We start from the raw sequence: 15031 nt of genomic DNA on the forward strand, positions 1-15031 counted from the left end.
TTAATAAACTTGTTTAAATTGTTATTTTAATTCTTTGCTTTTGGCGATAAGCCCATTTAAAACCTTATTAGAAATACGGGTAATTGTTCCGTGTTTATGTCCTTCTGGTAATTCAATTTTATCACTTATATTTTTGAATTCCTTGAAATTTTCAGTTTCAACAGCACCAAAGCTTTTATCACCATAATTATCGTAATAAATAATATATTTCCCATCCTGTTGTATCACGGTAGGACCTTCTGTAAGAAACCCTGTAAAGGGTTCAGAAATATTTTTATAGGTACCTAATGGATTAGAAGCAAATGCTACTTTTAAATTTCGATTAGGACGTGTATTATCTTTAAGAACAAGGACATAATCTTCTGTATCACGCTTTACAATCACACAATCTATCATACTAAAACCAGCATCTATAAAAAGTTCTGTTTTAGTAAAATCTTTAAAATCTTTTGTGGTTGTAAAATACATCCTATGATTATTCTTTTCCTCTTCCTCTCCTTTTTCAAATTGAAATGGAATGGTAGAGGCCCAAAGTATTATGAAACGACCCAAATCTTTATCATAAAAAAGTTCTGGTGCCCATACATTAACTACATCCGGTTCATGATCCATAACTGGAATCATTCTAGGTTCACTCCAGCTTATAAAATCTGTAGTACTGGCATATCCAAACCCCTTACCACCACGCCAATCGGTTGTCCATACCATATGATACGTACTGTCTTTACCTTTGGTTACCGAAGGATCTCTCATTATTTTACTCTTACCTACAGTAGGCTTCAGGTAAGGTCCTGCAAGGTTTTCCCAATTATATCCATCATTACTGTAAGCAAGATAAAGTCCTTCATCAGCTGGTTCACGAAAGCTCGTGAATAGATATACCGAATCTGTATGGCTTGCTTTAAAATTTGCTGTCTGATTTTTGATATTCTGACTCGTATTTCCGTCTTCCCCTCTTCGAATTTTACAAGAAAAAACTAAAAATAAGAGTACGAGTAAAATTCCTTTTTTCATCAACTTTATTTTTGAATAATTGAACTTGTACGAACTTCTCTAGCTTTTTGAAGGGTCTTTTCTACATTAGGTATTGTGTTATTTTGAAGAAAAATATTTTTATTATTTTCTCCTAAAACAGAAAGTAAAAAATCAAATTCTTGAAACATAGTTGTATTAGTTAATAGCATATTCTTCACATTTTCAGCCTTTATCACCGCAGTAATTTCAAGTGGTTTTTGAGATTGAACATTGTCTAATATGATATCTTCTGAATTTAAAATTTCAAAAGAAGATCCAATTTCAGTAGTGACAGAAATATCATGAAATTCTACATTTTTCGCTACAGAAACATAAAAGCCTTCTTCTGCTTCTAGATTGATATCAGAAAATGAAATATTCTGAATTGGCATTTCTTCGATACCGGCAAGTTTACCTGCGGTTTTAATATTATTCCCGGTGATTGCTGAAAAATGGATATTTCTAAATATAGGCGTTTGTTCTGTAACCGGTTCAATATTTTTGTTATGATCATAAAACATGTTCATCATAATTGCCTCTTTTTGAATATTATTCATTACGATATTGGATACACGTATATCTTCAACAATGCCTCCCCGTCCACGAGCAGTTTTAAATCTAATCCCGCGATCGGTTCCATCGAAAATACAGTTAGAGATGGTTATTTTTTTTATTCCACCAGACATTTCACTGCCAATTACCACTGCACCGTGGCCACTTAGCATTGTACAATTTGTGATTGTAACATTTTCAGTTGGAGTTGCCCATTTTCTTCCGTCGGCATCACGTCCAGATTTTATAGTAATACAATCATCACCTACGCTAATATGACAATCTGAGATATGCACATTTTTACAGGAAGTTGGATTTATACCATCCGTATTTGGTGAAGGTGGATTCTTAATAGTTACCCCAGTAATACGAATATTGTTACAAAATGCTGGATTAACAGTCCAAAATGGACTATTCTGAATAGTGACACCTTCAATCAAAATATTCTCAGACCGATAAGCCTGAATAAGCGGCGGTCGAAAAAATTCTAGGTTCATGGTTCGCTGATAATAATCTGAAGTTTCTAATTCTTGATTTTGCTCTACCCACATTTTCTGAAACTTGGTTCTTGGAGGTTTTTCTTTTGCCGTTTCGAAACGATACATTTCTAGCCACCATTTTTTTCCTTGCCCATCTATAGTTCCACGCCCGGTAATTGCTATATTTTCTACTTCATAGGCATAAATAAGTGGAGAAAAGTTTTTCATTACCGTTCCCTCCCATCGCATTTCAACAAAAGGTAAATAATCATCGAAATCGTTTGAAAATCTTAATAACGCACCAGCATCTAGGTGAAGCGTAATATTGCTTTTTAAGCGAATAGCTCCGGTAAGATAATCTCCTGCAGGAAAATAAATTGTGCCTCCTCCTTTAGAAGATGCTTTATCTATAGCATTCTGGATGATATTTGTAATCAATGAATCTTTAGTCTGCGATCTTTCTTCAGCGATATTAATCCATTCATTCTGCGCAAAAACAAAGAAGGGTAATAATAAGAATATAAATAATTGGATTTTTTTAAACATGTTTTAGACTTTTTTTTCAAGTATCAATACCCAATCATTTCCTTCTTTCTGCTCTCCTTCAGGATCAAAAATAAATATATCTTCTTTTGCGCTTGATTTATGCTGAATTATTGATTTTTCTCCATTACGAGGATCAAACCAGTAAGCTTCAAACTCATCAAAACTTAATTTTTCAGCATCGATTTCGATATTTTTCCCATTGTATGTATAAACCATAGCATAATCCTTACCACTAGTTGCCGTTAAATAATTATAACGCTCTCCACTATTCAACACTATTAAGGAATCCGGTTTTCTATCAAAATACGAATAATTAAGCATTAATTTTTTTAGATACTGCATTTGTTTTGCTCCTGGATCATTTAAAGCAACCTCCCAATATTTTTTATTTCCATAGGCTCCAGTTTTATCCTCAGGACGGTGCATTTGCATTACTGCGCTATGACCGTAGGTAAAGCCTGCTGCTCCTGCAAAAACCGACCAGTACGCATAACGTCTTATCTCGTGATCTTTCCAAAAAGGTTGTAAGGTATCATGAAGTCCATAAGGAATTCCTTCATATGATGGTTCTCCATCCAAAGTAGGTTTAATTGGTTTTAAATTATAGTCTGTTTTTACATATTTCCAATTATCCTCTCCGTACTTTCTTTCTGAATCATCCTGATCATAAGTACGATGTCCCGACTGAAACATATTGAAATCTAACCAGGTCGCATCATGAAACCAATCAGAAGAATCATGTCTTCCTCTTGGATGAAAGGTTATCAATTTATCTGGATTATATTCATCGAGGCTTTCCCCTAGCGCATTCCATACGTTGGTATATTCATTACCGAAAGTGTCTCCTCCATTCAACCAAATAACATTTTTATAATCTTTATAACGTTCCGCTAAAAATTTACCATATTTCCTTGCCTGATCTTCGTTTACATTCTTAATGTTTCCTCCCCAAACAGGGACCAAAGCCATATAAATATTATTCTCTTCTGCTGTTTTCACCGCATAATCTACATGATCCCAAAAATCATATTCCAAAGAGTCTGAGACTTCAGCTCCTTCAGTAAGTAAAGGCTCGGCAACATTCTTATTAACCAAGGCACTATCTTGATATACATTAGAAGCTTCTAATGTATGTAATACCATAGCTTGTATTACATTGAAATCTTTCGCTTTTCTATCTTCAATATAAAGCTTTATCTCGTCACGGTCAAGCTTATTAAACATAAGCCAACCGGTATCCCCGAGCCAAAAAAAAGGATCTCCATTCTCTTTTTGAAAGTAACGCTGATTCTCTGAAATAGACAGAGCTCCGAAAGAATCTTTCTCATTTTCTACAATCTCTGTTTTTTTGTTTTCCGAATTTTTGCAAGAAGACAGCAAAATAAATATCGAAAAAAATGTATAAAGCTTATAATGGGTTAGTTTCAACATAATTTAAATTTTAACGACGTAAAATAAATGTTCATTATTCGCTGGTTTGATTGTCACTTCTGAACCGGCTTTTAAGGTTTCTTTTTTTGTAGTTTCTCCCGTTTCTGGGTCTATAGTATACATTTGGAATTCACCAAAGAAATCGGACAGATCTACGGAAAGTGATCGATTTTCATTCAAGTAGAATAAATATGCCTTGCCTATATTTTGTAGCGTCCAAATATCACTTTCATAATCTTGATTTTCGGCAAACTTCATTTTTGGAACTTCTTTATAAAACGATTCCAAATCTACTCTTGGAATACTGGGTAAAGAAGCAGTCGCCATTAATTGAGCCCAACCGAAACGAGCTGCTGCATTTGTATTATATAGTACTGCTTTTTCAGGAAATTTATCTCTATATTCTCTAACAGAACGATATACAGACCTATTTGTTTCTTTACCGGTATTCATTTTGCGTGCATGTTGTCTTGGTGCTAGATTCTTACCACCTTCTGGAGCGTAAACTTTACCATCTTCCCTGTAGTACCAATATTTTATATCAATAACATCGATTATTGCTGCTCGCTCGCTGTTTTGAAGAATAGCATCCTGCACGTCTTTTGTGGCACTCAAACCAATAAAGGCCAAATTCTGATTACTTTTTTCCCATTCTCTAATAACATCTACCCAAAATTGGGTAAAATGTAACGGTCCCGTATATTCAGCGCTGGTAAACTGAATAGTGCTGCTTTCATTTTTAAAATTCTCTAGAGATTTCTCTATATAAGATTTATGTAATTTCCTTCGTGGTTCGTTAGTTACATCATAAAACTGTCGAGCCATAAAAATCCGTTTGTCACCTGCGTAAGGTGGTGGCTCCGGAAAACCGGTTTCATTGATATTATTGGCAGATCTCCACGGAGAACTAGACCAGTGTGCACCAGCTTCCAAAATATTATGCTGAAAATATTGTTGATGGAATAGCATTTGTCCTTCCTGCTCTGCTAATTCAGCAAACCGATGTAATCGTGACCAATACCAATTGTTATACTTTGTCAAATCATATTTACTCAAATGATCCCAGGCTATTCCTTTACCACTACGTGCAAATGGCTGTTCGTAAAATGGTGGCCAAGTGTCTGTATCATAGCGACGAATACGCTGATGATCGTCCATGCGGCGATCATACCATAGTCCATAATTATGATCCAGAGCTACTATATTTTTTTGCTTTAGCCACTCGATTGTTTCTTTAAGATCATCGGTTAAACCAAGACCTTGTTTACCGGGAGCAAAACGGGTGACATGCGGTGTGGATTTCCTAACATCGTCATCACGTAAACTACCACGCCACCACATAACCGGCATATGTTTACCTGTAAGGAGCTTACCGTTATAAGTAAGCATTCCATTAGCTATAACGATTTTAGTTTTGTTTTTTTCTGAATTTTTCAGTTTAGGTAGCTTCAAACTCTGAAAACTAATTGCCCGAGAATTATCAAACTTAAGTGTTTTTCGATGATCCACACTAGAGATCCATTCTTTTAATGCCACCCTTTCGCTATCTGCTTCTCGGGTTAATAGTTCTGCAGATTCTAGCGTTGGACTCGAAGAAGGCTCAGTTCCTATTTGTAAAATATCCGGATCAATTTCCGAAGTCGTTGCTCTCTTATTGAGCTGTGCATAAAACAAACTTCTGGGTGAAATATGACTATTTGCTTCTTTCCAGTGCCCATTTCCTGAATATTGTCCCCATACTCCAAATGCCCAGTTTTGAGCTGTAGGAGGACTTGGTACTTCCATCATAGATGCAGAACTTTCCCAGATTACAGAATTTGCTGCGGTCCAACCCGAACCTCTAGCTAATTGTCCCTGATTTGCAAAGCTGAGCGCATCACCATCTATATTCACTACATCAAATAAAATACCCGTAGCCCAACTTCCTATAGCTCCGCTAAAGCTAAAAGGTAAATATGCTTCACATTGTACAAATGCATTAGGCCCTGTAGTACCATAACCTCCAACTGAAAAGTCATGATATCCATATTCCGAATAACATCTTTGAAATAGCGTTTGTTGACCTTCCGTATAAAAAGTATGCCTTCTAAAAGCTGCAATTTCAGAAACTGGATTTTCTGAAATACAATCTTCTACGGTAATCTTGCTACCAGTTTTTAAGATATGAACAGCTCCTCCAGCTAGATTTTCAAAATTCACTCTTCGTACCCAACTATTTCTAGCGTTTTCAATAGAAATACCTAGCCAACGATGTTGTTCGTCTTTTAGATTGCTCTGATCAAATTTAGATTCAATTTTGAGGTTTTCAATCCCTACTTGCTCAATTCTACCGGGCCATTTATATTTTAAAATATCAATTTCATCCTTTTCAGAATTCATACTCATAGTCAAGGGAGCGCTTAATTGAACATTGTTGCCTTCGACTTTAGTTATACTACGGTCCCAGCTGATATTCCAATCTTCAGGTTTCCATCCTATCCACCCCGTTTCCGCACCAAAATTGTTCATTCCAAGAGTATCTATAAATGGCTGATTCAACTTCAACCTAATAAAAATATTATCTCCTTTTTTAAGATTAGCGCTTAATTGAGTTTTATTTGAACCTAATGGAATAAAATCTGATAAAAGTTTTAAACTATCGGTTATCTTGTAATCTTTTTCTCCCAAGATACGAAGCATTGCTTCTCTTTTAACTCCTGTTCCCAAAAGGACTGTTCCATTTTTAGAATTACCAGAACCACGAAGAACTATCCCCGATTTTTTTATATAAATAGTCCCATCTAATTGAAAAGTTCCTTTTTCCAGAACAACAGCTCCTCTAAATCCATTTTTATCGGGTTTTAAATTGGAAACATAATCGATAGCCTGCTGAATCAATTGAGTCGCGTCACCTTTCATTGATGGAATAGTTACCTTTCCGGAAATATTAGGAATAACTTCTGATGACATTTTGTAACCAGCAAAAGAAAAATCTGGGATTTGATTTCCCAATTTATCTTTTACATAAGTTATTCCACCATTCTCATCTTTATCTATATCCGGATAATTATCTTGACTATATAGAGATAATCCAGCTAAGAACAACGAGAAAATTAATAAACTCTGAATTGCTTTCATTTTTTAGTATTAATTCTGGACTAACGGTTTGGTAAGTGTGTTGCGATTATTTTCTAAGTTTTTCCAATCTATAATTTCTGTAGGATCCATACCATTAAAATATTTTTCAATATTTGAATATCCATCACCATTTATATCTTGATTTGCATCAGAAGGATCGTTAGGATTTAAACCATACTTAATTTCCCAAGCATCCGGTATGCCATCATTATCAGAATCTTTGTAAGGTTTCCCTTTATATTCAGGATACCCACCAACTTGTTTAGGACTAGTTATAATACCTTTTTTATAAGAATCTGCAGGTAATCTTCTATTTATATATTCTGAGCCTATATTATTCTCCAAACCTTCTTTATATTCTATCTTACCAGTTCTTACTTGTTCGATAACCCTATTATCTACTGGATCTCTTTTTGGTAAAGTTGCGCCAACATTATCGAGTACGAATTGATAGGCATCTTCCGCAGACATAATTTTAATTTGCTGCATTGAAAACATTTTGTCTTGTTTAATATAGTCTAAATGATCTTGTTTTTCATATTCGCTTTGATCTTCTAATTGAACGCCACCGTTCCAATTATCCTTAGACACTTCTGGATGACCAACCACAAAATTTCCTGATACATACGCTCTACCATATGTTTTTGGATCTAGATAACCAGACTCTGGTTTTAAAATTCTATAACTTATTGGTTTATCTTTTGGTGTTATTGGTCCCGGTTTAAAATAATTGTTGATAATATTAAATCGTGATCTATAATCTCCTCCATCAACTGACCTATTCCACCAATTAAAAATAACATTATTTATAAAATTGAAACTACCATACATTCCTACAGAAGGATTTCTAGATATATTATTAGCCCAAAGATTTCTAATAAAACTACTATTTAATCCTCCGATAGTACTACCGAAAGCATGATTGTAGGTATCCAATCCTTCTGAAGATATTGTATTTTGAATAGTGATATTTGAAGCAGGTAGCTTTTGTCGATCAGAATTTTCGTTAGGCTTAAACATGTTTCGGTACATTGACATGTTTTCATCTAACCCCCAACTTACAGAACAATGATCTATAATAATATTCCCCATAGGATCTCCTCCCAAAGCATCATCTCTTCTGGTGACATCGGTAGCTCCTCTTCTAAAACGCATATGTCTTACAATAACATCGTGGGTATCTATTGCAAAAGTTTCTCCCGCTACACAAATTCCATCGCCGGGTGCTGTTTGTCCAGCTATAGTAACATAAGGGGCTCGAATACTAATAGGTTTTTCAAGACGAATTATTCCTGAAACATTAAATACTAAAACTCGAGCTCCTCCAGCTTCACAGGCCTCTCTTAATGTTCCTGGACCACTATCTTTTAAACTAGTAATAACAAAAACTTTTCCTCCTCGGCCGCCAGGTGTAAAGGCACCGCCTCCTTCTGCTCCAGGAAAAGCAGGAATATCAGCTTTTACAAAATCGTCTGGATGTGATCCCCATGGTATATAAGGTCTATCTTCTTTCGCCTGTTCTCTTACAATATTACAAACTTTAGTATCCCATAATTCTTGTAAACGTTCTTCTTCCTCATTCATTATTTTATCAGTTGCATTTTGCAATGCCTTTGGAATTTCTGGATACTGCGCTACACAAATAAAAGAATTGAAAATAACTGTTATGAAAAATATGATAAAATTGGATATTTTAAAAGTCATCTTAATTATATTTAATGTTATGCATTTTACCTATTAAATAATAATTAAGCATCCTGTGCCTTCTTGGATTTAGTAAATTTCTCCGGGCAAGCCCACGGAGCATTTTAGCTGAACGCGTTTTCAAACTTTAAAAATTTACTAACGAGGCAAGCCTCGGGGTATTTATCCTCCTAGAATAAAAAAAGCCTAATCTTTTTAAGGTTAGGCTTTTTATCTATTGATTTTAAATTAATTTATCATTTAGAAAACTATCAAAATATTAAACAGTTTTATTTAATAGCACTAATCAACTTTTCTTGTCTACATTATTACCTAAATTTCGATAATCTATGTTTTCAGTTGGATCTGTGCCATTTAAGTACTCTTCAATATTAGTATATCCATCACCATCAAGATCCTGGCTTGCATCTCCAGAATTATTAGGATCAAGACCATATTTTATCTCCCATTGATCTGGCATACCGTCACCGTCGCTGTCAACAGGAATATCTTTTTTATTATAAGTAAGTTTCGGATATCCTCCAACTTCAGACACATTATTTACTATACCTGTTTTAGTTGTTGTTTGTCCTGTGCGAACTGTTTCTATTACGCGAGCATCGACAGCGTCACGTCGAGGTAGTGTGGCTCCTACCTTTTCTAAAACAGCATCGAATGCATCATCTGCTGCTTGGTGCGGAGCAACTGGCCAACCTACGAAAGGTGTATTAACTCTAGCCAATGTTTTAAGTTCATCTACATTCGCCATTTCTGGACTTTGACCTCGCATACCTGCCCAATTATTATTAGTAACTTCTGTATTATTATGCATTATATTACCTGCAACATACCACTTTCCAGGACGATCTGGAGATTCTTTATACCAATCACCTTCAGCCCAGGCACTTCCAGGGGAGTACATATGACGCTCTTCAATACGTGCAAAAATTGATCGAATATTGTCTTCAGTAGCTGGCCCTGGTTTAAAATAGTTATTTATTAGGTTGATCATAGATGTTTCATCTCCCCCGTCGATAGATCGGTGTCCCCAATTAAAAACAACATTATATCGAAAGTCAAATTCACCCGACATTCCAATTGAAGGATTTCTCGCCGTATTGCTGGCGAAAAGATTATGATGAAATGTAGATGGATTACCTCCCCAAGTACCTCCAAAAGCATGTCCTTTAGCGTTTAAGGCCTCACTCGAAATTGTCCATTGTACAGTGATATGTTTAGATGGATCCTTTATTTGCGTAGTTTCATCCATGGATGGTCTCATATGTCTGTACAAAGATATATTTTCGTCCATTCCCCAACTTGTGGAACAATGATCTATAATTATGTGATGACTTGGGTTACCTCCAATATTGTCATCGCCCTGGCCTCCAGATGCTATACCTCTTCTAACTCTCAAATGTCTTAATATTACATTGTGAGTATTTATATTAAGAGTTCCGGCTATGCATATACCGTCTCCGGGAGCAGATTGACCTGCAATAGTTACATCCGGATTATCTAAATTTAGATCCCCATCGATTTCGATGGTACCAGCTACACGAAAAATTATAATTCGAGCCCCTTTTGTTTCTAGTGCTTCACGTAAACTACCAGAACCTTTATCATTTAAGTTTGTAACTGCAATTACTTTTCCTCCACGTCCTCCACTTGTAAACATTCCTGCTCCCCAAGCTCCTGGAAAAGCTGGTATTACTTCTTCGGGTAAACGAGGTGGATGCGGTGGTTCACTTTCAGCAAGTTTTTTTTCTTTCTCTTCTCTTCTCTTTTTCCAATCTTCACCTTCTTTAGCAAGATCGTATCCTCTAGAGGAAAGGTAATTATTTATTTTTCCTTTATATTTTCCAAACCACCAATGCTTTTTATGAGAAGACCCAGCATCCATAGCTTTCTCTCTAGCTTCTTTTAAATTTTTAAGAATAAAAGCTTTTTCTTCTTCTATTAATTGCGGAAGCATTTCTTGAAAAGCTAAGTATGTTTTTGGAACAACACTATAAGTCATCCCATCCTTTACTTTTTCTATTTGATTTTTATCTAATTGCTTCGCTAAATCTTTCAAAAAAGAATTGTGTAATCTAGCGATTTCACCTTCTGATTTCTCTCTAATTTCATCTACTTTTTCCTCGTATTTTTGGGGATAATCTTCTTTTGGAAATCTCTTCTGAATTTTTTCAACATCTTCATCTCTCTTTTCATGAACTTGACTTAGGCTTCTATATTGCTCTGCTATTAAATTCCGAACATTCAAGCTTTTTTCTTGATTACTAATTTTAATATTATCTACAATTTTCTCTGCTCGCTTGTTTGTAACTTTTACATAGTCAGGATCAAAACCAACCTGGGCCTCCATCATGAAAAATGAAAGCATTCCTATAAGCAAAAAGAACATTTTCTTCATCTTCATTATTTTTTATAATTATTTAATCCATCTTCTAATTCTGCCAGTGTATCTCTATTATTACTAAGATTGCTCCAGTCGATAGTATTTTTAGAATCTATTCCATTAATATACATTTCAATATTTGTATAACCATCTCCATTAAAATCCTTTTTGGCATCGGAATAATCATTTGGATCAAGCCCTACAGCATTTTCATATGCATCTGGCATCCCATCTTTATCTGAATCTATATATTTTTCACCATTATAATCAGGATAGCCTCCAACCTGAGAAATATCTGTTATAATTCCATTTTTATAAGAATCTGCAGGCAATCTTCTATGCTCGAATTGATAGAAAGAATCTGGATCTAATCCTTCTTTATAAATGGCTTTGCCAGTTTCTACTGTTTTAATTACTCGTTGATCAACCTCATCTCTTTTTGGTAATTTTGCTCCTACATTTTCTAGAACGTGGTCATATGCTTCTAACGTTTGCATTATAGTAATATGAGGCATTGGTAAAGGTTGCTCTACTTTGATGGATGAAAACAAATGTTTGGACTCTTCATAAGTTAAAAGATTACCATCCTTACCTTCCATTTGTACTCCTCCATCCCAGTTATTTTTTGTTACTTCTGGAAAGCCTTTTACAATATTGCCATTTACATAAGCTCTTCCAAAAAGAAGTGTATCTAGATCACTTAAGCCACCTTCAGGCTTAAGAATACGATGGGCTACAGGTTGATCTTTTGGAGTTACAGGCCCAGGTTGATAATAATTATTGATAATATTATATTTTGCCTTATAATCTCCTCCATCTGTAGTTCTATGACTCCAGTTAAAAACTACATTATTCACAAAATTGAATATACCATTCCATCCAATCGATGGATTTCTTCCGGCATTACTTGCCCATAGATTTCGCATAAACGAACAATTCTCTCCACCTAAAGTACTTCCTAAAGAGTGATTATAAGTATCTAATCCTTCCGAAAATATACTATTCTGGATAGTAACGTTTACGGTCCCTAATTTTTCCTGATCATATTCGCCACCAGGACTATACATATGTCTATAAATAGACATATTTTCGTCTAATCCCCAACTGGCCGATACATGATCTATCATAATATTTCCTACGGGATTACCACCTATAGCATCATCCCTTCTTCCCACAAAAGTTTCCCCTCTACGAAAACGCATATGACGTATGATTACATCGTGAGTATCGATCCAAACCGTTTCACCAGCTATCACTACTCCATCACCTGGGGCCGTCTGGCCTGCAATTGTAATATAGGGAGCGCGAACGATTAGAGGTGTTTTTAATTTGATTATACCTGCTACATTAAAGACAATTGTACGTGCTCCACCTTTTTCACAAGCCCACCTGAAAGAACCAGGCCCACCATCGTTTAAATTGGTTACTGTATAAATTTCTCCTCCTCGGCCTCCATAGGTAAACATGCCTCCACCTTCGGCTCCTGGAAAAGAAGGTATTTTCGCTTGCGGTATATCTGTAGATCTATACGCCCAAGGAACGTAAGGCTTTCCTTCTTTTACTTCTTTTTGAACTACTTTAAAAGCTTCCTTCCAGACTTCATCGGAATGTTTGTAAGCTTCTTCTTTTATTTCTTTTTCCTTCGCTCTATCTTCTTCCGTAAGGCTAGGGTATTGTGCATGTACTGTGCTAAATATTCCAAAGAAAAATAGGGCTTTGAACAAATATTTTCTAATCATTAAAAGATAATTTTAAATTCTAAATTTTCGGAAATAGAAAAGAAACTTATCTCAAAAAAGAGATAAGTTCTTTCTATATTAGGTTAAATAAAAATTAATTAAGCGGATCAAATGTTCCTCCCCAACCTACGGTTTGTTCCAAATATGGATTTGTATCTATCAAATCTTGATATATTCCCAAGAAGTAATACTCGTTATACCAAGAAAATGTCCAGTTATTATCTGTTGGATCTAAATTATCTCTAACCTGAATCCTAAAATAATTATCTCTCAACCAATCCGCATATTCATCTTGATTGGATATACCTTCTGGAAATTCATTCGGTTCTCTATTCACAACCGGAGCTATTCCTTCCCCGTTTGGTTCAAAAGGATCATCTGTACCAATATAATCATCACCATTTTCGTCTTGAGCTATAAAATAGAAACCTGTTCTTCTTGTTCCATCGATAGGATCTAATCCCAATCTAGTACAAGTTCCAAAGTCATCATTAAATAGCATCCACCGTTTTAAAGTATAGTACCTTTTCTGTCTTTCGTAGGCTAATTCTACCTGTCTTTCTTTTACCACAGCTCCAAATAATTCATCTCTAGAATTCACATCAGCTAAACCGAAACTTCCATCTAGATTTTCTAAGCCTGCACGTTCTCGAATTTCCATGATACCCTGTTTTCCTTCTTCCAAATTATTTATTCCAATAGCTGATTCGGCAAGATTCAAAACTACTTCGGCAAATCGTAATTCTATATAATCGTTTCCAGACTGTGTAAAACGATCTGAATTTGATGCATCAGAATTTGTCATCTTTTTAACATAAAAACCACTAGCATTGGCAGCATCATCCGTATCTTCATTTGGCTGATCTATGCCTTGTTCGCTAAACCAAGTATAATTCCAAGATCTATAATCCGGATCTTCTGCATAAGGATAATTATCGCCAGGAAAAACGAAAGTAGCATAAAATCTAGGATCCCTATTTTTATAAAAATTTTGTATATCATAGTCATAAATGTCAGATTCTCCAATAGGCTTACCATCCTTCATAGGGAACGCATCAACTGTTTGTTTTGTTGGTTTAGCTTGATAAAAAGACGGCTGATCACTCGGTCTGTTAACAGTCTCCCAACCACTATTCATTTGTCTATCGTTTGTTATAGTATTAAAACTCCAAACCCAAACTGCTTCTGGATTACCAACTTCCTGATCCCAAATGTCCGCCCATTCTCCTTGAAATAAATCAAATCCATTTGCTTCAAGAATATTACGAGCTTCTAAATTTACTTCATAAGCAGACTGCCAACGCTCTTGTTCATCATCTCTATTAAACTGAGGACTCGCCCACAATAATGCGGCTCTTCCCTTTAATGCTGCTGCTGTTCCGCTCGTTACACGTCCCCAATCGGCAGCATCACTCCATCTTCCTGGCAGCAACTGTTTTGCCATATCTAAATCCGACATTGCTTGTCCCAAAGTTTCCTCAGCAGATGACCTTGATGTTTGACCGGCTGGATCTACAATTGGGTTCTGAGCCTCTAATTCAATTGGAACACCACCATACCAACTTGCTAAATCCAAATATTGATAACCACGCCAAAAATACATTTGACCTTTGAGGTAATTTTTAGCATCCTCATCCATGGTATCATAATCGTCTACGTTATTTATAAATAAATTAATCTGTCGTATTCTAGTATATGTGGTATTTTCAATTTTTGATGTCATTTTTCGACCTATGTAATCCCAAGCATGGTATTCATTTGGCGAAATGGTTGCCCATTCTTGATTCCATCTGGTTTGACCATAATACTCATCACTAGTTTGTAATAAATCATCGTTATGCGAGTGATACCACCATTGTGGCACATTACCGTCGTTAGGTAAAAAAAGAGAATAGACATAGTCTACATAAGCCCTAGCTCTCAATTCATCTTGAAATACTTGTTCATTTACTCCTGTCCAATCCTGTTTTTCTTGGAGAAACTCATCACTACAAGAGCTCACCATCAAAACAAATGCAAGTAAATATAAGCTGTTTAGATTTTTTATATTAAATGTTTTCATTGTATTC

Annotated in this window: 8 protein-coding genes; all 8 read right to left on the bottom strand. The window is 35.4% G+C overall.

Annotation, left to right across the window (positions count from 1 at the left end; translation table 11 throughout):
• Window positions 1-21 precede the first annotated feature (21 nt).
• Window positions 22-1014, bottom strand: a complete 993-nt coding sequence (locus tag QWY91_RS08035; RefSeq protein ID WP_290233530.1) for a glycoside hydrolase family 43 protein — start codon at window positions 1012-1014, stop codon at window positions 22-24.
• A gap of 5 nt (window positions 1015-1019) precedes the next feature.
• Window positions 1020-2591 carry a glycoside hydrolase family 28 protein gene (locus QWY91_RS08040; protein ID WP_290233533.1) on the bottom strand — a complete coding sequence of 524 codons (1572 nt, stop codon included), beginning with the start codon at window positions 2589-2591 and terminating at the stop codon, window positions 1020-1022.
• A 3-nt stretch (window positions 2592-2594) separates the two neighbouring features.
• The gene (locus QWY91_RS08045; protein ID WP_290233536.1) at window positions 2595-4022 is read right to left on the bottom strand and encodes a glycoside hydrolase family 140 protein; all 1428 of its coding nucleotides are present in this window, start codon (window positions 4020-4022) and stop codon (window positions 2595-2597) included.
• A gap of 3 nt (window positions 4023-4025) precedes the next feature.
• Window positions 4026-7139: a DUF6298 domain-containing protein gene (locus QWY91_RS08050; protein ID WP_290233539.1), complete on the bottom strand. Its 3114-nt coding sequence runs from the start codon at window positions 7137-7139 to the stop codon at window positions 4026-4028.
• 9 nt (window positions 7140-7148) lie between these two features.
• Window positions 7149-8843 (bottom strand): polysaccharide lyase, encoded by a 1695-nt coding sequence (locus tag QWY91_RS08055; RefSeq protein WP_290233542.1) that lies wholly within the window; start codon window positions 8841-8843, stop codon window positions 7149-7151.
• 286 nt (window positions 8844-9129) lie between these two features.
• Entirely contained in the window at window positions 9130-11244 is a 2115-nt protein-coding gene (locus tag QWY91_RS08060) for a DUF3826 domain-containing protein (RefSeq protein WP_290233544.1), read from the bottom strand.
• Window positions 11244-12962 carry a pectate lyase family protein gene (locus QWY91_RS08065; RefSeq protein ID WP_290233545.1) on the bottom strand — a complete coding sequence of 573 codons (1719 nt, stop codon included), beginning with the start codon at window positions 12960-12962 and terminating at the stop codon, window positions 11244-11246. The genes QWY91_RS08060 and QWY91_RS08065 overlap by 1 nt, the downstream gene beginning before the upstream one ends.
• Window positions 12963-13056: 94 nt before the next feature.
• On the bottom strand, window positions 13057-15024 hold the full coding sequence (locus QWY91_RS08070) for a RagB/SusD family nutrient uptake outer membrane protein (RefSeq protein ID WP_290233549.1): 1968 nt from the start codon (window positions 15022-15024) through the stop codon (window positions 13057-13059).
• Window positions 15025-15031: the final 7 nt, after the last annotated feature.

The organism is Zunongwangia endophytica (assembly GCF_030409505.1).
In the GTDB taxonomy this organism is placed as follows: Bacteria; Bacteroidota; Bacteroidia; order Flavobacteriales; family Flavobacteriaceae; genus Zunongwangia; species Zunongwangia endophytica.